At 64.5% G+C, this 22,880-nt stretch carries 22 protein-coding genes and 1 pseudogene; 19 read left to right on the forward strand and 4 right to left on the reverse strand.

All coding sequences use genetic code 11. The annotated features are described in order from the left end of the window. Positions 1-34: 34 nt before the first annotated feature. On the reverse strand, positions 35-523 hold the full coding sequence (locus PQV96_RS03290; RefSeq protein WP_273624545.1) for a DUF421 domain-containing protein: 489 nt from the start codon (positions 521-523) through the stop codon (positions 35-37). A 148-nt stretch (positions 524-671) separates the two neighbouring features. Here PQV96_RS03290 and PQV96_RS03295 point away from each other — a divergent pair, with 148 nt between their 5' ends. From PQV96_RS03295 to PQV96_RS03305, 3 genes are all read left to right on the forward strand, one after another. Further along, the gene (locus PQV96_RS03295) at positions 672-1,370 is read left to right on the forward strand and encodes a DUF4197 domain-containing protein (protein WP_066690829.1); all 699 of its coding nucleotides are present in this window, start codon (positions 672-674) and stop codon (positions 1,368-1,370) included. Next, complete coding sequence (locus tag PQV96_RS03300; RefSeq protein ID WP_207375288.1) at positions 1,367-1,798, forward strand: YchJ family protein; 432 nt, start codon at positions 1,367-1,369, stop codon at positions 1,796-1,798. Before PQV96_RS03295 ends, PQV96_RS03300 begins: the two co-directional genes overlap by 4 nt. Positions 1,799-1,870: 72 nt before the next feature. Further along, complete coding sequence (locus PQV96_RS03305) at positions 1,871-2,533, forward strand: HAD family hydrolase (RefSeq protein WP_066690823.1); 663 nt, start codon at positions 1,871-1,873, stop codon at positions 2,531-2,533. Positions 2,534-2,753: 220 nt separating this feature from the next. Here the strand turns inward: PQV96_RS03305 and PQV96_RS03310 are convergent, their stop codons facing one another. Continuing rightward, on the reverse strand, positions 2,754-3,542 hold the full coding sequence (locus PQV96_RS03310) for an alpha/beta hydrolase (RefSeq protein WP_207375311.1): 789 nt from the start codon (positions 3,540-3,542) through the stop codon (positions 2,754-2,756). A 257-nt stretch (positions 3,543-3,799) separates the two neighbouring features. Beyond that, a complete protein-coding gene (locus PQV96_RS03320) occupies positions 3,800-4,807 on the reverse strand; it encodes an AraC family transcriptional regulator (RefSeq protein WP_207375319.1) in 1,008 nt (335 codons plus the stop codon). A 327-nt stretch (positions 4,808-5,134) separates the two neighbouring features. Here PQV96_RS03320 and PQV96_RS03325 point away from each other — a divergent pair, with 327 nt between their 5' ends. From PQV96_RS03325 to PQV96_RS03365, 9 genes and pseudogenes are all read left to right on the forward strand, one after another. Next, positions 5,135-6,682, forward strand: coding sequence for a histidine-type phosphatase (locus PQV96_RS03325; RefSeq protein ID WP_207375312.1), 1,548 nt, complete (start codon positions 5,135-5,137; stop codon positions 6,680-6,682). Between the two features lie 708 nt (positions 6,683-7,390). After that, a pseudogene (locus PQV96_RS03330) lies at positions 7,391-7,567 on the forward strand (AMP-binding protein); the annotation flags it as partial. 13 nt (positions 7,568-7,580) lie between these two features. After that, on the forward strand, positions 7,581-9,200 hold the full coding sequence (locus PQV96_RS03335) for a carboxyl transferase domain-containing protein (RefSeq protein ID WP_207375313.1): 1,620 nt from the start codon (positions 7,581-7,583) through the stop codon (positions 9,198-9,200). Between the two features lie 29 nt (positions 9,201-9,229). Then, complete coding sequence (locus PQV96_RS03340; protein WP_273624550.1) at positions 9,230-9,739, forward strand: DinB family protein; 510 nt, start codon at positions 9,230-9,232, stop codon at positions 9,737-9,739. Beyond that, complete coding sequence (locus PQV96_RS03345; RefSeq protein WP_273624552.1) at positions 9,736-10,518, forward strand: enoyl-CoA hydratase/isomerase family protein; 783 nt, start codon at positions 9,736-9,738, stop codon at positions 10,516-10,518. Before PQV96_RS03340 ends, PQV96_RS03345 begins: the two co-directional genes overlap by 4 nt. A gap of 174 nt (positions 10,519-10,692) precedes the next feature. Beyond that, positions 10,693-11,412: a DUF4126 domain-containing protein gene (locus PQV96_RS03350; RefSeq protein WP_273624553.1), complete on the forward strand. Its 720-nt coding sequence runs from the start codon at positions 10,693-10,695 to the stop codon at positions 11,410-11,412. A 115-nt stretch (positions 11,413-11,527) separates the two neighbouring features. Then, positions 11,528-13,633 carry an acetyl/propionyl/methylcrotonyl-CoA carboxylase subunit alpha gene (locus PQV96_RS03355; RefSeq protein ID WP_273624554.1) on the forward strand — a complete coding sequence of 702 codons (2,106 nt, stop codon included), beginning with the start codon at positions 11,528-11,530 and terminating at the stop codon, positions 13,631-13,633. 37 nt (positions 13,634-13,670) lie between these two features. Then, the gene (locus tag PQV96_RS03360) at positions 13,671-14,591 is read left to right on the forward strand and encodes a 2-hydroxyacid dehydrogenase (RefSeq protein WP_207375316.1); all 921 of its coding nucleotides are present in this window, start codon (positions 13,671-13,673) and stop codon (positions 14,589-14,591) included. A gap of 32 nt (positions 14,592-14,623) precedes the next feature. Then, positions 14,624-15,538: a hydroxymethylglutaryl-CoA lyase gene (locus tag PQV96_RS03365; RefSeq protein ID WP_207375317.1), complete on the forward strand. Its 915-nt coding sequence runs from the start codon at positions 14,624-14,626 to the stop codon at positions 15,536-15,538. Between the two features lie 81 nt (positions 15,539-15,619). Here the strand turns inward: PQV96_RS03365 and PQV96_RS03370 are convergent, their stop codons facing one another. Beyond that, positions 15,620-15,919, reverse strand: coding sequence for an antibiotic biosynthesis monooxygenase (locus tag PQV96_RS03370; protein ID WP_207375320.1), 300 nt, complete (start codon positions 15,917-15,919; stop codon positions 15,620-15,622). 197 nt (positions 15,920-16,116) lie between these two features. On the opposite strand from PQV96_RS03370, the gene PQV96_RS03375 reads away from it, so the two are divergent. The 7 genes from PQV96_RS03375 to PQV96_RS03405 all read left to right on the forward strand — a co-directional run bounded on the left by PQV96_RS03375 (position 16,117) and on the right by PQV96_RS03405 (position 22,632). Then, on the forward strand, positions 16,117-17,118 hold the full coding sequence (locus PQV96_RS03375) for a GlxA family transcriptional regulator (RefSeq protein WP_242638331.1): 1,002 nt from the start codon (positions 16,117-16,119) through the stop codon (positions 17,116-17,118). An 89-nt stretch (positions 17,119-17,207) separates the two neighbouring features. Beyond that, the gene (locus tag PQV96_RS03380) at positions 17,208-17,741 is read left to right on the forward strand and encodes a YbaK/EbsC family protein (RefSeq protein ID WP_273624559.1); all 534 of its coding nucleotides are present in this window, start codon (positions 17,208-17,210) and stop codon (positions 17,739-17,741) included. Next, a complete protein-coding gene (locus PQV96_RS03385) occupies positions 17,738-18,001 on the forward strand; it encodes a DUF1289 domain-containing protein (protein WP_273624561.1) in 264 nt (87 codons plus the stop codon). Before PQV96_RS03380 ends, PQV96_RS03385 begins: the two co-directional genes overlap by 4 nt. A 49-nt stretch (positions 18,002-18,050) precedes the next feature. Next, positions 18,051-18,710, forward strand: a complete 660-nt coding sequence (locus tag PQV96_RS03390) for a 2-hydroxychromene-2-carboxylate isomerase (protein ID WP_273624563.1) — start codon at positions 18,051-18,053, stop codon at positions 18,708-18,710. A gap of 180 nt (positions 18,711-18,890) precedes the next feature. Continuing rightward, on the forward strand, positions 18,891-20,708 hold the full coding sequence (locus tag PQV96_RS03395; RefSeq protein WP_273624565.1) for a DUF294 nucleotidyltransferase-like domain-containing protein: 1,818 nt from the start codon (positions 18,891-18,893) through the stop codon (positions 20,706-20,708). Next, positions 20,708-21,394, forward strand: coding sequence for a 3'-5' exonuclease (locus PQV96_RS03400; RefSeq protein WP_273624567.1), 687 nt, complete (start codon positions 20,708-20,710; stop codon positions 21,392-21,394). The genes PQV96_RS03395 and PQV96_RS03400 overlap by 1 nt, the downstream gene beginning before the upstream one ends. A gap of 266 nt (positions 21,395-21,660) precedes the next feature. After that, positions 21,661-22,632, forward strand: a complete 972-nt coding sequence (locus tag PQV96_RS03405; RefSeq protein ID WP_273624569.1) for a porin — start codon at positions 21,661-21,663, stop codon at positions 22,630-22,632. Positions 22,633-22,880: the final 248 nt, after the last annotated feature.

Genomic DNA, 22,880 nt, shown 5'->3' on the forward strand with positions numbered 1-22,880 from the left:
CACCAAGCGCCCGAGATGGGCGGGGGCGCCGCGGTCACGTTGCGTTCAGTGGCCGGTGCGCGGGCCGCAGCACCACGGTAATTTGTCCATTGGTTTCGATGGTGGCACGTTCCACCTCGTGCGCGTAAAGGCAGCCACCGGCGCGCAGCGCGGCCTCCACGTCTTCGCGGGTCAGCAGCTCCTTGCGCATCAGCGTCTGGTTCAGTTCACCCTTGTCAATCAGCACCTGGGCCTTGCCATCCACCCAGTAGCCCACGCGCGGAAAGTGAAACGCCAGCCGCGCCAGTGCCGCATGGCACAGCATCAGCGTGCTGGCAGAAATCAATCCGCCCACCAGCGAGTTGTCGCCCGCGTTCATCGAGTTTTGCACCGCGTTCGACAGAATCAGCAGCAGGATCAAATCAAACGGCTCGTACTGCCCCGTCTGCCGCTTGGCCGTGAGGCGCATGAACACCAGCAGGAACAGGTACACGACGATGCCGCGCACTACAAACTCCCACCACGGCACGCTCATCTGCCACATTGCAAGGCTCCTTCCTGGATGCTGGACAGGCGCAGTCTACGGCCTGTGGCGCACACAGGTGAGCCTGAGCGAAAATCTGCTGCATCTAGCCCACCGCGCAATCGCTGCCGCGTGGGAACCATCCGCCGCTGTCACCGAAAGAGTCGCCATGCAACGCCGCCAATTCCACCAAACCAGCCTCATCGGGGCGCTGCTGTGCGCCGCCTATCAGCACGCCTGGGCGCTGTCGCTGGGCGATATTTCCAACGCCGATGCCGGCCGTGGCGTCAAGGCGGCGCTGGCGCAGGGCGCGCAGGCAGCCGTGGCGCTGCTGGGGCGCCCCGATGGCTTTCTGGGCAACCCCAAGGTGCGCATTGGTCTTCCGGGCTACCTGGAAGATGCCGCCAAGGTCATGAAATCCATGGGCCAGGGCAAGCGCATCGACGAACTGGTCACCTCCATCAACCGCGCCGCTGAAGCCGCCGTGCCGCTGGGCAAGGACATCCTGGTCCAGGCCGTGCAGTCCATGAGCGTGACCGATGCCAAAAACATTCTCACAGGCGGCGATACGTCGGTCACCGAGTTCTTTGTGACCAAGACACGCGCCCCGCTGTCCGAGCGCTTTTTGCCCGTGGTGAACAAGGCCACAGAAAACGTGGGCCTCACCCAGAAGTACAACGCCTTTGCCGGCAAGGCGGCCAGCTTTGGCCTGCTCAAGCCCGAAGAAAGCAACTTGGCGGGCTACGTCACGGGCAAGACGCTCGACGGCTTGTTCTTCATGATTGGCGAGGAAGAACGCAAGATTCGCCAGAACCCGGCAGGCGCAGGCAGCGCCGTGTTGGAGCGCGTGTTCGGGGCCCTTCGGTGAGCCGCACGCCTGCCAACACAGCCTGCCCCTGCGGCCGCCTGCAAGGCTCCGGCGCCAAGGCCAAGCCCCTGGCCTATGCCGACTGCTGCGGTCGTTTTATCGACCACTGGGACGCCCAGCCCGCGCCCGATGCCGAATTCCTCATGCGTTCGCGCTACACCGCCTTTGTGCGCGAGCGGGCCGACTACCTGCTGGCCACCTGGCACCCCAGCCACCGCCCCGAGTCGCTCGACTTTGACGCTGCCGCCCAATGGCTGGGCCTGGAAGTGCGCGGCCACTGGGTGCAGGACGCTGACCACGCCGAGGTGGAGTTCGTCGCCCGCCACCGCCTGGGCGGCCGCGCCGTGCGCCTGCACGAACGCAGCCGCTTCGTGCGTGAAGGCGGGCGCTGGTACTACGTCGATGGCGACATGCTCCCTGTGCGTTGAGCTGGCTTCCCATCACTTTTCCATTTTTAATGAAATTGGCCTCCAGCGCTTGCTGGATAAGCGCTACCAGCTATGAAATTTGAAGCAATATTGTTCGACTGCGATGGCGTGCTGGTCGACAGCGAACCCATCACCAACGGCGTGCTGTGCACCATGCTCAACGAAGCGGGCTGGGCCATCAGCGCGCAAGACTGCATGGAGATCTTCATCGGCAAAACCGTGCGCAGCGAAGCCGCTCGCATTGAAGCGCACACCGGCCAGCCGCTCACCGATGCCTGGATGGCCCAGTTCTACGCCCGCCGCAATGCCGAACTGCAAGCGCGCCTGCAGCCCATCGCCGGTGCGGTGGATGCCGTGCGTGCCGTGCACGCGCTGCTCGGTGGCCGCATCGCCTGCGCCTCGGGCGCAGACCGGCAGAAGGTGGAGATGCAACTGGCCCAGGTGGGCCTGGCCAGCTATTTTGGGGGCCGCGTTTTCAGCGGCCACGAAATGCCCCGCACCAAGCCTGCGCCTGATGTCTACCTGGCCGCCGCTGCTGCGCTGAAGGTAGACCCCGCCCGCTGCTTGGTGGTGGAAGACACGGTGACCGGCGTTACCGCCGGTGTGGCTGCCGGGGCCACGGTGGTGGGCTACAGCCCTTCATCGGTAGGCCACAGCTCGCCCGAAGCTTTGCGCGCCGCCGGGGCCGTGCAGGTGATTGCCGACATGGCTTTGCTGCCTGCGTTGCTGGCATAGCGCCACCGCCTGGATGGGGCTTGGCGCGCCCCGGACGATGTGCGCAGAGAATCCATAGGGATGTCCTGCATAACTCCCTGCGGTCCGTGATAGCGCGGCCTCGGGCAGTCCGCTGCGTTGCTTTTCTTGCCAATAGCCCGGCTATTGGCTGCAAAAAGACGCCTTGCAGCCTATCCCGATCCGCACTACCACCGACTCGCGAGGGTTATGCAGGACATCCCTACCGGGCCGGGGCCAGAATCCAGTCGGCCATTTGCCCTACCACGTCAGCCTCCAGGCCGTTGAAGCCATGGTGCGCAAAGGCCGCGCAGGCATCCCCCTGGTTTTTGCCACCCGTGGCGGTGATGAGGTGGCTGCGGGGTGTGTGGGTCAGCTGGGCCATCAGGTTGGGAATCTCGGTGTACGCACAGTAAGAGCAACCATCTTGCTGGTGGTGCACCACCAGCACAGGCACTTTGATGTGCTCCAGCGGCATGGCGGGCACCGGGCGCTGTTTGTCATCCGCCAGGATGGTCGCCGTCAACACCACGCCATCCGGCGCGTCTGCGCCTTGCAACACAGTGGCTGCATAGGCGGCCGATTGCGTGCCACGGCTGGTGCCCACCAGCCACACGGGCACTTTGGCGGTGGCTCTTGCCCAGGCAATGGTCGCTTTCAAATCGGCCGCGTGCTCTTCCGTTTGGCGAAAGCCGTTGAGAAACGGTGCGCGCTGCCGATCCGAGGGCGCGTCCACCACCACCGCCATCAACCCCTTGTCGGCGAACAGTTGCCGCGACCGGACGAGGAAATTGCCTTCCCCCCATTTGAACGACCCGTTCTGAAATATCTGCAACCCGCCATGTCCGCCCGCCAGCAGGATGACGGTGGCTTTGGGCTCTGGCGGGGTGGTCACCAGCATGCGCTGGGTGACGCCAGGGCGCGTGGGCAGGTCCACCACCGTGGGTGGCTGCTGGGCTGCGGCGGTGAACGACAGGGCCAGTGCGGCGATGCCAATGAGTTGTTTGAACATGTTGCGCTCTGTAAAAACGGGTGGGGTGGGGCGTGTGTTCAAGGCTGCGTGTCTGGCGCAGGGGTGGTGGGCACGCCTTGCTCCACAGCCGCCCGCAGTTAGGGCAGTTGCAGCTCTTCGAGCATCCACAGGGGGCGGAAGGAGCGGGCGCTGACGCAGTGGTGGAGGTGGAGCATGGCAAGCAGGTCGAAGTCAAGGGCCAGTGTAGTGAGGCTGCAATGCCGTGGCGTGACGCGACCCGTCACGTTGGGGGCAAATCATGCCGTGTGGGTTTGGCGGCGAAATTCGGCGGGCGACTGCCCCGTCCACCCGCGAAACGCGCGGATAAAACTCTTCTCGTTCTCAAACCCCGCCGCCTCCGCCACCTGCTTGATGGGGCGTTGCGTGCGGTGCAGCAACTCCACCGCCCGGGTGCGGCGCACCTCGTCTTTCAGGCCCTGCAGCGTGGCGCCTTCTTCCTTCAGCTGCCGGTGCAGGGTGCGCGGCGACACGTGCAACAGCGCGGCCAGCGATTCGGCGCTGTGCTGGGGCAGGGCGTGCGCGGGTTGCCCAGGCAGGGGCGCGGCCAGCAACTGGCGCACGCGCTGCACCAGCAGGCGGTCGCGGCGGTAGTGCAGCACCGTCAGGGGCAGGGCGTGCTGCAGCATCTGGCGCAGGGCCTGTTCGTCGCGGCGCAGCGGCAGGTGCAGGTAGCGGGCGTCAAAGTGGATGGCGGTGCGCGGGGCGTTGAAGGTGACGGGGCCCCGGAACAGCACGGCGTACGCATCGGCATGTGGCGGCGCATCAAACGCAAATTCGGCAGCGATGAGGGGGATGCGCGAGTCCACCATCCAGCAGGCCAGGCCGTGGGCATTGCGCAGCACCGACACCAGGCAAAACTCGCGCAGCGCGCCCAGGTCGCGGGCCTCGGTGATGGCCAGGGTGGCGGTGTCGCCGCTGGTGGTGAGGTGCAGTGCAATGTCGTCCGCCAGCAACCCGTGGTGGCGGCACCAGCGGGCCAGGGCCACCTGCAGCGTGGGCGAGCTGATGCTGGCGCGCGCCAGCATGCCGTAGCTGCCCCAGGGCAGGCGGCGGCTGAACCAGCCCAGGGCTTCGTCGTCCAGCTCGCGCATGGCGGCTTCTGAGATGCGTTCCATCTGCCAGGCGGTGATGCGGGCGCTGTCGTCAGCCAGCAGCTGTGGCGCAATCTGTGCCTGGGCCAGGGCACGTTCGGGGCTCAGGCCGCGCTGTTGATACGCCAGGACAATGGCTTGCACAAAGGCCATGGGCGTGGCAGCGATGGGGCTGGTGATCGGGGGGGCGTGGGTCTGCGCCGTGGGCAGCGCCCGGCGTGACCTGGAGGGCGGCTTGGACGGTGCTGCGGCAGAAGGCAGGGCGCGTGGGGGCATGGGCATAAGTCTGCCCAGTGTGCCAGTCATGGCGTCATTTGCAACCTCTGTGCCCCCTGGCCCCGCGCTGGCGGAGGTGCGTTCCGGGTGGGCACGTGTGCACGTGGGCAATGGGAATATGGGGCTGAGATGACGCGCAACGGCGTCACGGCGCTGTCACACGCGGGGCGTAGTCTGCGCCACCTTCTCATTTTTACGCTTGCTATGACCTTTGCTGCTGCTGCCCCGCGCTGGGCCGTTCTGCTTGTGACCCTTGCTCTCGCTGCCTGCGGCGGTGGTGGGGGCGATGTTGCTGCGCCTTCAGGGGCCTATGCCACCAAGACGGCCTACCAGCCGCGTCAGGCGCTTTCGAGCTACGAGGCACCGCCCTCCGGCTTTACCAAGGTGTATACCGAGTTGGTGGCGCGGCATGGCTCGCGGGGGCTGTCCAGCCTGAAGTACGACGATGCTGTGCTGAATCTGTGGAATCGCGCCCAGGCAGACGGGGCTTTGACTCCCTTGGGCCAGAAGCTGGGGCCCGATGTCGAGAAGATCATGCGGGCTAATTTTCTGCTGGGTTGGGGTGTGGCTGGCATTGGAACGCCGGGCTACGGCAATCTGACCCAGGTGGGCATGACCGAACACCGCCAACTGGCCGAGCGGCTGGCCCAGCGTAACCCGGAGCTTTTCTCTGGCCAGACTTTCCAGGGCGTGTCCCGGCGGGTCGAGGTCTTGCACTCGGGGCAAGACCGGGCGGTGGACAGCTCTCAATTCTTTGCTGCATCGCTGGCCAGTACAGCTCCGGCTGTGGCCGGTTCCATTGCACCCGCTGTGGTCAACCGCTACCAGCTCTATCCGCACAAGCTGTCGGCCTCGGGGGATGCTGTGGCCGATGCCACCAGTGTGAATGCAGCGGTGTTGGCGGCCAGCCTGGACTACCAAAGCTATGCATCCGCCAAGGATGCCGCCGGTTTTGGTGCCGAGGCCGCAGCCAAGGTGGCTGCAGCGCGGGCCGCGCCGCAGGTGCGCAGCCATGCGCGCGCGGTGCTGGAGCGGTTGTTCACCAGCGCCTTCATCGACAAGCTGGACGCAGGCACGTACACCTTCTCCAACAACGGCACACACACCTATTCGAGTGCCGACGGGCGCTTTACCAACACCCTCAAGGGGGATGGCAAGACCAAGATCCAGGGCATCGTGGACGCTGCCGCTTTGATTTATGAGCTGTACATCATTGCCCCTGGCATGGCGCAAGAGACGGGCTCTCTGGACTTTGGGGTGTACATGCCATTCGAGTACGCGCCTACTTTTGCCTACCTGCAGGACATTGACGATTTTTACGCCAAGGGGCCTTCTGCGTCCGAATACGGTGGGGTCACCACCCGATTTACCCAGGCGCTGTTCAAGGATTTCTTTGACGAAGTGGGTCTGATTGCGCAGGGCCGTCTGGAGCGCGTGGCACGGCTGCGCTTCACCCATGCCGAGGTGATGATTCCGTTTGTGGCACGTATGGGGCTGCGCAATGCGTCCACCCCCATGCCGCGCGCGCAAACCTATACCTACGGCAACAACCCGTGGCGCGGCGAAGACGTCTCGCCCATGGCCACCAATGTGCAGTGGGACGCGGTGCGCGACAGCCGGGGGACGGTGCTGGTGAAGATGCTGTTCAACGAGCAAGAGGTGGACTTTCCTGCCGCTTGCGACGCAGCGCGCTACGCCACTGGCAGCCGCTACTACGAGTACACGGGCCTCAAGCGCTGCTACGGGCTGTGACTCATGTCAGCTGCTGTGGGGCCGTCTGTCCAGCGTTTGTATGCCGCAGCGGGTGCGCTCCGCATTGATCTGGCGGCCCCTGGGGCTCCACCGCAAGACGGCTCCTTTCTGAGGCTGTCCTGTCTTGCAAACATGGCATAGCGCCACTGGCGTGATTTGTGCCCGCTTTGCAGCGCCGCCATGCTGCAGCGCCTGCGCAGCTGTGGCGGTGCCACGGCCCCGTGCCGCACCATGTGGAGTGGTGCATTGACATTGGGGTAGTCCGCTCGTGTCGAGGGGGCCTTCTGACCAGGGTGTTGTGGCACTGGGACCGATGCCGTGGTCGCACACTTTGGCCTGATGGGTGGGTTGGCGATGTGGCGCAATATGCAACCTGCCTGGCCTGATCGGGTGCCATGGCGGGCGCTTTGCGGCGTATGCTTTTGGGCCAGGCCGCGACCGCTCCGCCGAGTGCGCTGCACTCGCGCATCCCTGCGGTCATGAATAAAGCAGGCTCTTGCGTCGCGCCCAGACCGTCAGCCAAGGAGACAAACGCCGTGATCCCGCCGTCCGATCCTTTCACCCCGAAGCTACTCGCCAGCGATACCCGTGGGGCCTCTGGCGTTCCTCTTATCGAGCAAACCATCGGTACCTTCTTGATCGACATGGGGGCCCGCCAGCCCAGGTGCGAGGCGCTGGTGAGCGAGCACCAGGGCCGAATCGCCTTGTCCCGCGGAGGTCGACATCCTCGCTTTCTGCAAGGGCCAGATCGCGCAATACAAGGTGCCACGCTACATCCGCTTTGTCACCAGCTTTCCGATGATGGTGACGGGCAAGATCCAGAAGTTCAAGATCCGCGACGAGATGAAGGATCTGCTGGGTCTGGAAGAACCAAAGACCGCTTGAAGAGCCACACCGTATGACCATACTCGACACCCAACTCAACCCGCGCTCGGCGGATTTTCTGGCCAACGCCGCAGCCATGCGCACGCTGGTGGAGGACCTGCGCGCCCAGCTCGACAAGGTGGCCCAGGGCGGCGATACAGACGCAAGTAGGGCCGCCCGCGCCAAGCACACCGCCCGTGGCAAGCTGCTGCCGCGTGAGCGCGTGCAGATGCTGCTGGACCCCGGCACGCCGTTCCTTGAACTCGCGCCCCTGGCCGCGCTCAACATGTACAACAACGACGCACCCTGCGCCGGGCTCATCGCAGGCATTGGCCGCGTGAGCGGCGTGGACTGCATGATCGTGTGCAACGACGCCACGGTGAAGGGCGGCACCTACTACCCGCTCACCGTCAAGAAGCACCTGCGCGCCCAAGAGGTGGCGCAGCAGAACCACCTGCCCTGCATCTACCTGGTGGACTCGGGCGGCGCCAACCTGCCCAACCAGGACGAGGTGTTCCCTGACCGCGACCACTTCGGCCGCATCTTCTTCAACCAGGCCAACATGAGCGCCATGGGCATCAGCCAGATCGCCGTGGTGATGGGATCGTGCACTGCGGGCGGCGCGTATGTGCCCGCCATGAGCGACGAGTCCATCATCGTGAAGAACCAGGGCACCATCTTCCTGGGCGGCCCGCCGCTGGTCAAAGCCGCCACGGGCGAAGTGGTGAGTGCCGAAGACTTAGGGGGTGGCGACGTGCACACGCGCCTCTCGGGCGTGGCCGACCACCTGGCGCAAAACGACCTGCATGCGCTGCAGCTGGCACGCACGGCGGTGCGCAATTTGAATAAGAACAAGGCTCCAGGGTTTGCTGATCAAGCGCCGGTAGCTCCTAAATTTGCAGCAGAAGAACTGTATGGCGTGATCCCTGTGGACACGCGCAAGCCGTTTGATGTGCGCGAGATCATTGCCCGCATCGTCGATGGCAGCGAGTTCGACGAATTCAAGGCGCGCTACGGCACCACGCTGGTTTGCGGCTTTGCACGCATCGAGGGGATGGCTGTGGGCATCATCGCCAACAACGGCATTTTGTTCAGCGAGTCGGCCCTCAAGGGCGCGCACTTCATCGAGCTGTGCTGCCAGCGCAAGATCCCGCTGGTGTTCTTGCAGAACATCACCGGCTTCATGGTGGGCCGCAAGTACGAAAACGAAGGCATTGCCCGCAACGGCGCCAAGATGGTGACGGCCGTGGCCACAGCGAGTGTGCCCAAGTTCACCATCATCATCGGCGGCAGCTTTGGCGCAGGCAACTACGGCATGTGCGGCCGCGCGTACAGCCCCCGCTTCCTGTGGATGTGGCCTAACGCGCGCATCAGCGTGATGGGCGGCGAGCAGGCCGCGGGCGTGCTGGCCACGGTGAAGCGCGACGGCATCGAGGCCAAGGGTGGGCAGTGGAGCATGGAGGAAGAAGAAGCCTTCAAGGCCCCCATCCGCCGCCAGTACGAAGACCAGGGCCACCCCTACTACGCCACGGCCCGCCTGTGGGACGACGGCGTGATCGACCCCGCCGACACGCGCCGCGTCCTGGCACTGGGCCTGGCGGCCACGCGCAACGCGCCCATTGAAGACACCAAGTTCGGCCTGTTCCGGATGTAACCCCACCAGAGCCAGAACCTGGAGCTGCCATGGACGCTGTTGCCCACTTCACCCAGCTTGCGCGCTACAACGTGTGGGCCACTGCGCGCGTGCTCGATGCCGTGCGGGCGCTGCCGGAAGAGGCCTATCGGCGCGATGTGGGCCTGTTCTTCAAAAGCATTCACGGCACGCTCAACCACCTGCTGGTGGGTGAGCACCATCTGTGGTTCGTGCGCTTTGCCGAAGGCATCTCACCCCAGGTGGCGCTGGACGCCGAGCTGGAGAGTGGCCGCGCGCAGCTCGATGCCCGCCTGCGCGAAGGCGCTGCCCGCTGGGCGCCGCTGATCGCCTCGTTCAAGCCCGACCGCTGGAACGGCACGCTCGACTACACCACCATGCGCGGCACAGCGGCATCGCTGCCGTTTGCGGCCACGCTGGCGCATGTGTTCAACCACGGCACACACCACCGGGGCCAGATCACTGCCGCATTGACCGCGCTGGGCCAGCCTTGCCCCGAGCTGGACTTCGTCTACTTCCTTCAAAACCCGACCAAGCCATGAGCAGCCAGAACCTTTCCATCCACCAGACCGGCGCAGTGGCGCGCATCACGCTCACGCAGCCGGAGATTCGCAACGCCTTCAGCGACGAAGTCATTGCCGAGATCACGGCCGCCTTTGTGGACGTGGGCAGCCGCGCCGATGTGCGCGCCGTGGTGCTGGCGGCCGAAGGCCCCGCATTCTGTGCTGGTGCCAACCTGAACTGGATGCGCCGCATGGCCGACTACACGCGCGACGAAAACATCGCCGACGCGGGCAAGCTGGCCGAGATGCTGCGCGTGATCTATGAATGCCCCAAGCCCACGATTGCCCGCGTGCAGGGCGACGTGTATGCCGGCGGCATGGGCCTGGTGGCCGCGTGCGACATGGCCGTGGCGGTGGATACCGCAGGTTTTTGCCTGAGCGAGGTGAAGCTGGGGCTCATCCCCGCCACCATCAGCCCCTACGTGATCCGCGCCATGGGCGCGCGTGCTGCGCACCGCTACTTTCTGACGGCCGAGCGTTTTGGCGCCGCCGAGGCGCTGCGCATCGGCTTTGTGCACGAGGTGGTGACTGCCGATGAGCTGGATGCCAAGGTGGACGAACTGCTCAAGGTCCTCACCACGGCCAGCCCCAACGCCGTGCGTGTGTGCAAGAAGCTGGTGATCGACGTGGCCGAGCGTGAGATCAATGCCGGGCTGATTGCCGCCACCGTGCAGGGCATCGCCGACATCCGCGCCAGCGACGAGGGCAAGGAAGGCGTGCAGTCGTTCCTGAACAAGCGCAAGCCCTCCTGGTTATGAGCCGACACCCCCCTGAGGCGCTGCGCGCCTTCCCCCCGCTCTCGCTGTGCTGCGCTCAGCGGGCAGGGGGACGACGCCCTCGCTGCGGGGCGGCCCTTGCTCGGCGTCCTGTGCCCGGTGCGCGCCAGTTGTTACGGTCAACCATCTTTCGCTGTGCCGGGGAGTGCTACTGACATGGACACCCTCTGGCTTCACATCGTGCAGTGGCTCCACACCGTGGGGCTGCATATCGATGGCGGCACTGCGCGCGCTGTGGGTGATGCGGCGGCCAACGCCACCGCGCAGCTCGACATGCCCAGCCTGCTGGCATTGGCGGCGGCGCTGGGCTGGGCCAGTGGGTTTCGGCTGTACGCAGTGGTCTTCCTGGTGGGGATGATGGGCGTGCTGGGCTGGATGCCCCTGCCACCAGGTCTTGCTGTGCTGCAAAGCCCTCTGGTGCTGATGGTGAGTGGCGCACTGCTGGTGGTGGAATTCTTCGCCGACAAGGTGCCCTGGGTGGACAGCGCCTGGGATGCCGCGCACGCCTTCATCCGCGTGCCCGCAGGGGCGGCGCTGGCCTACGGCGTGTTTGGCGCCGACAACGCTGCGATGGCTGTGGTGGCTGGGTTGCTGGGGGGCTCGCTCTCAGCCACCGCGCTGGCTACCAAGATGACTACGCGCGCGGCGGTGAACACCTCGCCCGAGCCGTTTTCCAACTGGGGGCTGTCGTTCTTTGAGGATGGCCTGGTGGTGGCCGTGGTGTGGCTGGCCACGCAGTACCCGGTGGCGTTTGGTGTGGCGCTGGTGGTGATGGTGGTCGTGTCAGTGCTGCTGCTGGTGGTGCTGTTCAAGTTTTTGCGCGCCGTGGTGCGGCGCTTGTCTTCTTTCTTTTCTGGTTCTGCCAAGGTGGCTTAAATGTTCAAAAAGATTCTGATTGCAAACCGCGGTGAAAACGGTTGCTCAGCAACCGTTTCGACAAATCGTATGGCACGCGTAGCGTGCGCAGGCGATCTCGCCGCAGGAGGGCGCAATGTTTAAAAAGATCCTGATCGCTAACCGCGGCGAGATCGCCTGCCGAGTGGCTGCCACGGCCAAGCGTCTGGGCGTGAAGACCGTCGCCGTGTACTCCGACGCCGACGCACAGGCCAAGCATGTGGCCGTGTGCGATGAGGCCGTGCACATTGGCGGCAGCGCGCCCAAGGACAGCTACTTGCGCTGGGAGCGCATCATCGACGCGGCCAAGGCCACAGGCGCGCAGGCCATCCACCCCGGCTACGGCTTTCTGAGCGAGAACGAAGACTTTGCCAAGGCCTGTGCCGGCGCGGGCCTGGTCTTCATCGGCCCCCCCGCCAGCGCCATCAATGCGATGGGGCTGAAGGCCGAGTCCAAGCGCCTGATGGAGCAAGCCCAGGTGCCCCTGGTGCCGGGCTACCACGGTGCGGACCAGGACCCCGCGCTGCTGCAACGCGAGGCCGACCGCATTGGCTACCCCGTGCTCATCAAGGCCAGCGCCGGTGGTGGTGGCAAGGGCATGCGTGCCGTGGACAAGGCCGAGGACTTTGCGGCGGCGCTCGAATCGTGCAAGCGCGAAGCCATCAACAGTTTTGGCGACGATGCGGTGCTGGTGGAGAAATACGTGCAGCGCCCGCGCCACATCGAGATCCAGGTGTTTGGCGACACGCACGGCAACTGCGTGTACCTGTTTGAGCGCGATTGCTCGGTGCAGCGCCGCCACCAGAAGGTGCTGGAAGAAGCCCCCGCCCCCGGCATGACGCCCGAGCTGCGCGCCCGCATGGGCGAGGCCGCCGTGGCTGCCGCCCGCGCCGTGAACTATGTGGGCGCGGGCACGGTGGAGTTCATCGTCGAGCAGCCCGGAGGCTATGGGCTGGAAGGTGCAGATGAAGGTTTCGCCGCCGGGCCGCCCCAAGGCGAAACGCGGCCCCCTCGGGGGGCAGGGAGCGACACGCAGTGCGCGACCGTGGGGGCCAGGTTCTACTTCATGGAGATGAACACCCGCCTGCAGGTGGAGCACCCCGTGACCGAAGCCATCACCGGCCTGGACCTGGTGGAGTGGCAATTGCGCGTGGCCTCGGGCGAGCCGTTGCCGCTGAGGCAGGAAGACCTGCGCATCACTGGCCACGCCATCGAGGCGCGCATCTGCGCCGAGAACCCCGACAACAACTTCCTGCCCGCCACCGGCGCGCTAAATGTGTATGCCTTGCCCGAGTGCGTGACCTTTGAGCGGGGCGCGGTGCGCGTCGATTCCGGCGTGCGCCAGGGCGATGCGATCAGCCCCTTCTACGACTCCATGGTGGCCAAGCTCATCGTGCATGGCGACACGCGCGAGCAAGCTCTGGCGCGGCTGGATGAAGCCCTGGCGCAGACCCACATCGTGGGCCTGGCGACCAACGTGCAGTTCCTGCGCCGCGTGGCCCGCACCGATTCGTTTGCCCAGGCCAAGCTCGACACTGCCCTCATCCAGCGCGAGCAGGCCGTGCTGTTCCACCAGGAACCCGTGGGCCTTCCGCTGGCTGCTGCGGCGGCTGTGGCCCAAACGCTGCTGCACGAGCGCGCCAGCGAAGGCGCAGACCCGTTCAGCCGCCGCGACGGTTTCCACACGCATGGCGTGGTGCAACGCCGTTTTGAATTTGAGTTTGCGGGCGAGCACGTCAAGGCATCGCTGACTTACGAGCGCGGCGGCAGCCTGACCCTGTCGGTAGGCAGTGGCGAGGCCATGGTGACCAGCCCTTTGGTGTTCGCGCCGCGGGCGAGCGGCATCGAACTGCAATTCGCCGGCCAGCGCACCCGCGCTGCCGTCTACCCGCAGGGTGAGGTGGACCATGTGTTCACCCCGCTGGGCGCCACGCAGATCACGTCCATCGACCTGCTGGCCCACTGGGGCGAGACGGCGGCCGAGGGCGGGCGCCTCACGGCCCCCATGCCAGGCAAGGTGGTGTCGTTTGCGGTGAAGGCAGGCGATGCCGTCACCAAGGGCCAACCCTTGGCGGTGATGGAAGCCATGAAGATGGAGCACACCATTGCTGCCCCTGCCGACGGCGTGGTGCAGGAGCTGCTCTACGCGCCCGGCGACCAGGTGACCGAAGGGGCCGAGCTGCTCAAGCTTTCCGCCGCGTGACAGCACGCGGCGGTGGGGCGCTGTACGCTCGGCAGCCATGAAAATCACCTTTTGCTGTACCGACACCAAGGCCGAGCCCTGGCTGCAGGGCCTGGCGGCCGTGCTGCCCGGCGCTGAAATTTTCGTGTGGCAGCCGGGCGCGCCACAGGCCGACTATGCCGTGGTCTGGGCCCCGCCCCAGCAGTTCATGGACGAGCAGGCGGGCCTCAAAGCCCTGTTCAACATCGGCGCGGGTGTGGATGCGCTGCTCAAGCTACGCCTGCCACCCCAGGCGCTGGTGGTGCGGCTGGACGACGCTGGAATGGCCGTGCAGATGGCCGAATATGTGTGCCACGCGGTCATCCGCCACTTTCGCGAGTTCGATGGCTATGAGGCCGACATGGCGGCAGGCCGCTGGGGCTACCGCAAGCCGCGCCTGCGCAGCGACTTTCCCATCGGCGTGATGGGCCTGGGCGTTCTGGGCGAGCGTGTGGCCACGGCGCTGGCGCAGTTTGACTTTCCCATCAACGGCTGGAGCCGCACCCCCAAGGCCATAGCCGGCGTGCGCGCTTTCACGGGGGCCGAGCAGTTCAACGACTTTCTGGCGGCCAGCCGGGTGCTGGTCAACCTGCTGCCACTCACGCCTGAAACGGCCAATGTCATGAACCAGGACACGCTGGGCCGCCTGCAGCCGGGTGCCTATGTCATCAACGTGGCACGTGGCGCGCACCTGGTGGAAGAAGACTTGCTGGCCTTGATCGACAGCGGCCATGTGGCGGGCGCCACGCTCGACGTGTTCCGCGCCGAGCCGCTGCCTGCGGGCCATGCGTTCTGGAACCACCCCCGCATCACCATCACCCCGCACACCTCGGCGCGCACGCTGCGTGACGAGAGCATTGCCCAGATCGCGCGCAAGATGGCGGCGCTGGAGCGCGGCGAGGCCGTGGCGGGCATCGTCAACCCCGCACGCGGCTATTGATTGCGCGTGTTTTCCATTTGTTGAGGCCTTTCATGACTTCCTCCATTCCTTCTCGCGTACGCCTCATCGACGTGGGCCCCCGCGACGGCCTGCAGAACGAGAAAACCCCCGTGCCCGCCGCCGTCAAGGTAGAGCTGGTGCACCGCCTGCAGCAAGCGGGCTTGAAAGAGATCGAAGTCACCAGCTACGTCAGCCCCAAATGGGTGCCGCAGATGGCCGACAACCACGAGGTGATGGGGGGCATCAGCCGCCAGCCAGGCGTGGCGTATTCGGTGCTCACGCCCAACCTCAAGGGCTTTGAGGCGGCCGTGATCGACAAGCCCGACGAGATCGTCGTCTTCGGCTCGGCCAGCGAAGCCTTCAGCCAGCGCAACATCAACTGCAGCATTGCCGAGAGCATTGAGCGCTTTGCCCCTGTGGTGCAAGCTGCGCTGGCCGCAGGCATCCGCGTGCGTGGTGCCATGAGCTGCACCGTGGGCTGCCCGTACGAAGGTGATATTGCCACCGAGCGTGTGGCCTACCTGGCTGGGTTGCTCAAGGGCATTGGCGTACAGCGCGTGGATGTGGCCGACACCATCGGCGTGGGCACGCCGCGCAAGGTGCAAAACGCGCTGGAGGCGACGCTGCAGCACTTTGGCATCGATGAAGTCTCGGGCCATTTCCACGACACCTACGGCCAGGCGCTGTCCAACACGCTGGCCGCGCTGGAGATGGGCGTGTGGAACTACCAGTCGTCCGTGGCAGGCCTGGGCGGCTGCCCTTATGCCAAGGGTGCCACCGGCAACGTGGCGACGGAAGACGTGGTCTACATGCTGCACGGCATGGGCATCGAGACGGGCATCGATCTTGACAAGCTCATCGATGCGGGAAAATTTGTCAGCGATTTTCTGGGCCGCAAGCCCAATTCGCGTGTCTCTACGGCGATATTGAGCAAGAGAGTTGCATGATTGCGGCACGGGTCCCAAAGCGTTGTGCCCTGGGACCCGAGGTGCGCGGATTCGGCGCCACCGACGCCGAACCCGGAGACCTTATTTCGCCGCAGGGAGCTTGACGGCCAAGACGTCGATCTTCTCAATGCTGGGCGGGGTCTGCAGCAGGTCCGGTGCGCTTGCCATCAGCGCTGCCGCCACCTTGCCACTGAGGTGGGCTTCACGGCCTGCATCGTCGGGAAAGGTGTCAAAAATTGCGAATCGGCTTGGAGTGAGGCGAATCGCGTACCACGTGTTGGTTGCTGGTTCATTGCCCACCAGGGCGCGGCCGCCGAGCAGGAACTTTGCCACGGCTTCCTCTTTGCCCGCTTTGGCGTTCAGTACGACCCAGAGGCCCACCTTGGAACGGCTCTCGGCAGCGGTTTCGGCTTGTGCGCTCGTGGCGGCAAGTCCGCCACTGGCCATGACCAGGGATGTGGCCAAAGTTGCCGCTACATTTTTAATCGAAGTCATATGGAATCCAGTGTCGTGAGACGTTGTTGAGGGAGCCCGAACTTTAGAATTTCTGGCGCCTGCGAGCGAGTGGCTTGATTGCCATGTTTGATATCATTCTTGCCATGACCATCCACATACTGGTGATTGACGGAGCCTTCGATGTCGGCCTCACGGCCATCCTCGACACGCTGTCATTGGCGAATGAGTTGATTCCGACGCTCGGCGTCAAGGTTGAACCGCTCGAAGTATGTTTGGTGGGTGCGCGTCGGCATGTCAGTACGGCCCACGGCCTGAAGGTCCCATGCGCAGCGCCTTCTACGCTGGGCCGTGCAGATGCGGCGGTGGTACCGGCCCTGGGCGCAAAGCAGCCGGCGCAGTTGATCGAAGCCCTCGGCAGCAAAGACGTTCGCAACGCGCAGGGACTGCTGCGCGAGTACCGGCAGGACAATGCGTTGATCGGTGCCGCATGCACCTCCACATTTGTGCTGGCCGAAGCGGGGCTTCTTGCGGGACACCGGGCCACGACGTCATGGTGGCTGGCGCCGCACTTCAGGCAGCGGTACAAGGATGTGGGCCTCGAAGAATCTCGAATGCTCGTCACGTCCCACCCGTTTGTTACAGCGGGTGCTGCGTTGGCCCATGTTGATCTGGCATTGAGCCTTGTCAATGGCCGCAGCCCCTTGCTGGCTGCGACGACGGCACGCTATTTGTTGGTGGAGAAACGTGCCTCTCAAGCTGCATTCGTCATACCTGATCATCTAGCGCACTCGGACCCCTTGGCTGAAAGGTTCGAGCGGTGGTCTCGTTCCCATCTGTCCCAAGGTTTTGATTTGGCCGTCGCAGCATCCAGCGTGCATTCGAGCGCCAGAACCCTGTCGCGACGTATCAAGGCGGCCACCGGGAAGACACCGTTGGGCTTTTTTCAGAACCTTCGGCTGCAGCATGCTGTCCACCTGTTGGAGACGACCACCGACAGCATCGAGAGTGTGGCAGCTGCCGTCGGTTACGCTGATGGCGTGTCGCTCAGAGCTTTGCTGCGCGCGAAACTGGGCCGGGGTGTCCGTGAGATCCGAGCGCAGGCGCGTTCGAAGCCGGACCTGTAGCGGACTGGTGCCGAGGTCCATCCGGCGTTGCACAGAGGTGCTGCCAAGAGCGCAAAATTTTTGTACCCATTGATCAGGAATAGACTGGAATGCACGTGGAGAAAATTCCCGCAAATCTTCCCGAGGGCGTACAGCGCGTGGCTGCCGCGCTGCAAACGCTGAACCACCCCCACATGCCGCAGATGCTGGACGACGCCGCGCGCACTGCGCAGCAGGCCGCTGATGCGCTGGGCATCCTGGTTGGGCAGGTGGCCAAGAGCATCATCTTCCGGCGCAAGAGCGACGATGCGGCCGTGCTGGTCGTCACCTCGGGCGACCGCCGGGTGGACGAAAAGAAGGTCGAAGCCCATGTGGGCGGCAAGATCGGCCGCGCGGACGCGGAGTTCGTGAAGGCGCGCACCGGCTTTTCCATCGGCGGCGTCTCGCCCGTGGCGCACGCCACGCCGCCCGTCACGCTGATCGACCAGAACCTGCTGCGCTTTGACGTGGTGTGGGCCGCCGCCGGGCACCCCAACGGCGTGTTCCCGCTGCACCCCAGCGATTTGCAGCGTTTGACGGGCGCGCCCGTGGTGGACGTGGTGCAGGCCAGCGCCCCGCAGGCGAGTGGAGCAGGTGCCGCATGAGTGCTACTGAACCGATAGCAGCCCGCGCCCGTTTGATGAGCGAAGCGGGCTATTTTGATGAAAACTCTGACGAGGTGGTGCCTTCGCCCTGCATCTCGGTGTGCCGCATGACGGAAGACCGCAGCCGCTGCGAGGGGTGCTTTCGCACTATCGATGAAATCCGCGCCTGGGCGGCCGCCGACAGTGCACAGCGGCGCGCCATCTGGGTCAAACTGCTGCAGCGTGCCGGGGCCGACGTGCCCGAATCCCTGGCCCGCTGATTCCCTTTGTTCATTGCGCTCAGCCCTTGGCAGCGCAGGAGCCCAGCCCATGAAGCACATCACGTTTTATCTGGACTTTGTTTCGCCTTACGCCGGGTTGGCGTACGAGCGCCTGCCCGATGCGCTGGAGGGGCTGAGCTACAGCGTTTCCTACAAACCCGTGCTGCTGGGCGCGTTGCTGCAACAGCACGCCAACCCAGGGCCCGCAGGCATTGCCCCGAAGCGCGACTGGACCTACCGCCATGTGACCTGGCTTGGCCACGCGCAAGGCACACCGCTGCAGATGCCTGCACGCCACCCGTTCAACCCGCTGCCCTTGCTGCGCCAGGCACTTGCCTGCAGTGACGACGGCTGCATCAACCGCTTTGTGGCCGGTGCGTTGCTGCGTCATGTGTGGCAGGGCGGGCATGACGCGCTGGATGCCGAGCGCCTGCGCGTGCTGGCTGAGCAACTCAGCGAGCAGATTCGCCCAGGGCAGGACATGCACAGCGATGGCCCCAAAGCTCTGCTGCGCGCCAACACCGAAGCCGCCCAGGCCGCCGGGGTGTTTGGCGTGCCCGCCTTTGAGGTGGACGGAAAGCTGTTCTGGGGGCTCGATGGCTTGCCCATGCTGCGCGCGTACTTGGCGGGCGATGCCTGGTTCGACGGCCCGCAGTGGGATGCGGTGGCGCAGGTGCCATCAGGGTTGGCGCCAGCCGCCAAGGGTTGATTTGCTATTGATTTGATAGCTGGTGGCGCTCGCTAATAAAGCGCTGGAGGCCGATTTTGTTCAAGTCGGTCTGCGGTGTGGGCCAAGCCATGGCTTGAAACTGCGCTGTTGCAAGCCCCCTGCAAGCGCGCAGTGGTGGAATGAAGCCATCCGGACCCGTTCCGATGGAGGCCGCTGCGCATGCCCAACGCATTCCCGTTTTCGTTGTCACCGTTCGACTGCCTGGACCCGGACGAGCGGCGCCAGGTGCGCGGCAGTGTGGACATCGCCTACTTTCCGCAGCAGGCCGTGATTCTGGAGCCCGGCGCCACGCCGTCGCACCTGTTCGTCATCGTCAAAGGCTACGTGCAGCAGATGGACGAGGGCGAGGTGGTGGCCACGCTGGGGCCGGACGATTGCTTTGACGGGCGCAGCCTGGTGGCCGGGCGCGTCAGCAGCCGCTTTGTGGCGGCGCAAGAAGTGGTGGCCTACCAGCTGGCGCGCCAGACGGTGATCGAGCTGATTGCCAGCAACGCCACCTTTGGTGCGCTGCTGTTTGCCGACCTGGGCCACAAACTCAGTGTGCTGGCAGAACGCCAGCAGCCGCGCGAACTGCCGTCGCTGAGCATCTCGCGCGTGGGCGAGGCCTTCTTGCGCCCGGTGCACAGCGTCGATGCGGCGACTGACATCCTGAGTGTGGTGCGGCTGATGCGCGAGCAGCGCACCTCCAGCGTGGTGGTGCTGGACGCGGTGGGCGGGCGCAAGGGCATTTTCAGCCGTACCTTGCTGCAGCAGGCCATTCTGGACGGGCGGCCCCTGCAGACCATGCCGGTGGGCGACTGGGCACGCTACCCGCTGATCGAAATCCGCTCGACCGAGTTGCTGGGCGACGCCATGGCCACCATGCTGCGCCACCGCATCCACCGGCTGGTGGTGGAAGAGGGCGGCCAGATGCTAGGCGTGCTGGAGGCACTGGATTTGCTCAGCTACCTCTCCAACCAGTCGCACATCGTGACCTTGCAGATTGAGCAGGCGCGTGACCTGGACAGTCTCGCCTCTGCCGCGGGGCAGATCACCAAAGTGATTGCGCTGCTGTTTCGCAGTGGCTCGCGGGTGGAGCTGATTGCGCGGCTGGTGCAGCAGCTCAACGCCCGCCTGTTTGAGCGGGCCTGGCAGATCATTGCACCAGCTGATCTGGTGGCCAACAGCTGCCTGTTCGTGATGGGCAGCGAGGGCCGGGGCGAGCAATTGCTCAAGACCGACCAGGACAACGGCCTCATCCTGCGCGACGGCTACGAACCGCCCGCTGATCTGCCTGCCATCTGCGAACGCTTTTCGGCGGCGCTGAGTGTGTTCGGCTACCCGCCATGCCCCGGCGGCATCATGCTCAGCAACCCGGCCTGGCGGCGCACCGCGCACGACTTTGCTGCCACGCTGCGCGAGTGGGTGTGGCAGCCGGGCGGGGACCACCTCATGCACCTGGCGATCTTCATGGACGCTCACGCGGTGGCCGGCGACGCGGCGCTGCTCGCCCAGGTCAGCGACAGCCTGCACCAGCTGGCGACCGACAACGACGCGCTGCTGGGGCGCTTCGCTGCCGCCATCGATGCGTTCGAGGCCCATGCGGGCTGGCTCAGCAAGCTGTTTTCGCTGGGCGAAGCGCCGCCACCGCTGCACCTGAAAAAGGCGGGCCTTTTCCCGCTGGTGCATGGCGTGCGCAGCCTGGCGCTGGCGCACCAGGTCCGGGCCACGTCCACCGCTGCACGTGTGCAGGCGCTGGTCGGCCTGGGGGCACTGTCGCTGGGCGAAGGCGAGGATTTGGCCGAGGCATTGCACGTGTTCATGGCGCTCAAGCTGAAGGCGGGCCTGGCCGAGCAGGAACAGTCGCGGCCGGTGAGCGGCACCGTGGTGGTGCAGCAGCTCAGCAGCCTCGACAGGGATCTGCTCAAGGACGCGTTGGGTGTGGTCAAGCGCTTTCAGCAACTGCTGCGCACTCGTTTTCATCTGGGGGCCTTGTGATGGGCGCGGTGGACACGTGGGGGGCGGGAGATGGACTTCGCCCCGCGCTGTTCCCGGGCTGGGCGACCCTGCGGCGGCGGTGGCTAGCCCATCGGTTGCGTGCCCCGCGCTTTGCATCGCTACTGCAACCCCCTCCGCCCCACGAATGGGTGGCGCTGGATTGCGAAACCACCGGACTGGATGTGCGCACCGACGAAATCGTCTCGATCGGCGCAGTGCGCATCGAGGGCGACCGCATCGTGACCAGCGAACGCCTGGAACTGCTGGTTCGGCCCGAGCGCGCGGTATCTGCCAACAGCGTGCGCATCCACCGGCTGCGCACCCAGGACTTGGCCGAGGGCCTGCCGCTGTCGGTGGCAGTGGAGCAACTGCTCACTTTTATCGGTAGCCGCCCTCTGGTGGGGTACTACCTGGAGTTTGACGTGGCGATGCTCAACCGCGCCGTGCGCCCGCTGCTGGGCATTGGCCTGCCCCAGCCCTGCATCGAAGTTTCCGCGTTGTATTACGACTACAAGTTCCAGCAACTGCCGCCTTACCAGCAGCACGACAACGCCGATATCGATCTGCGCCTGGCGACATTAATGAAAGACTTGGATCTGCCCCAGCGTGAAGCCCACGATGCCCTGAACGATGCTGTGATGGCGGCGCTGGCATTCATCAAATTGCGTCATTTGCGTCACCGGTAGATGCCTTGGGCGAATGCTCGAGCCCGCCAGAGCATCCGGCACCTTAAAAACATGGAGCCACCAGGAAAATATGGCTGTTTGTTGACGGCAGGTTCTGAAAATGTTGCTTATATGCATAAATTGCTGAGCAAATAGGAATCTGCACTTAGTCCGGAGGGGCGCAACACCTAAAATTTGTGTAGTTGTAGTGACAGCGTTTGCTGGCGACCTCAGTGAAGCTGCAATGCCACTCCTCCTGATGGACTAAAAGCAAACAAGGAACCCTCATGCAAAAGACGAATCGTTTGGCACTGGCTGTGCTGGCTCTCCTGGGCAGCACCGCTGCTTTCGCTCAAAGCAGCGTGACCCTGTATGGTCGCGTGAACACCACCGTGGAACGCCAAGAAGTGGGCAACGTCAAGACGACTGGCCTGTTCAACAACGCCTCGCGTTTCGGCTTCAAGGGCACGGAAGACCTGGGTGGCGGCCTGAAGGCTGGCTTCCAACTGGAAAGCGGTTTCAACTCTGATACCGGCGCATCCGCTACAACTTTCTTCGGCCGTCAAAGCGAAGTGAACCTGTCCGGCGGCTTCGGTACTGTCCGTTTGGGCAATTTCATTGCTGAGTCCTACTTCGCAATTGCTGACTACGTCAGCATGCACAACCATGAAACCGGTTCGTCGTCCGATGCTTTCTACGCATACGTGATGCCCGGTGCCAACAAGATTGCTTACCGCACTCCCACTTTCGGCGGCCTGACTGTTGACGCTGCTGTGGCTCTGCACGAGCAAGCTGTGGGCGGCAAGAACGCCTATGACCTGGCTGCCAACTACAACCTGGGTGCCCTGGCCCTGGGTGCTGGCTACTCCAAGCAAGGCGACGTGAACCAGTTCGCAGTGCGCGCTCTGTACACCTTCGGTGCTTTCACCGTTGGGGGCTACGTGCAGCGTGATGAAAATGGCCATTCATGGGCAAGTGGCAAGCGCAACAGCTTCCGTTTGGCTGGTGCTTACAACCTGGGTGCCTCCGAATTCCACGTGAATGTGGGCCGTGCTGGTGAATATAAGAACACCCCCGACAGCGACGCCACCCAATACACCTTGGGTTACAACTACAACCTGAGCAAGCGTACCAAGGTGTATGGTTATTACACCCGCGTGAGCAACAGCAGTGGTGCTCGTTATACGTTGAATAATGCAGCAACACCCTCTGGCTCTGACTTCAGCTCCGTGGCCGTTGGTGTCCGCCACAACTTCTAATTGGACTTTCTTGCTGGTGGTTTAGGCCGCCGGCATTGGTCTTTTAGATAAAAGCCCCGCATCCTTTTGGGATGCGGGGCTTTTTGTATTACAGGCCATAGATTGGCTTGTAATGCAGAACTCTGGAGGTTTGAAGACTCCGGGTGTTGTCATAAGATTCCACCGTTCCCGTTCCCGTTCCACGCCACCGTTGGCTAAAGCCTCTGGCCAGCATGGTCTTGGAGCGTGACATTGCGGTACACGGTGCA

The sequence above is a fragment of the Acidovorax temperans genome (assembly GCF_028596105.1).
Lineage (GTDB): Bacteria > Pseudomonadota > Gammaproteobacteria > Burkholderiales > Burkholderiaceae_C > Acidovorax > Acidovorax temperans.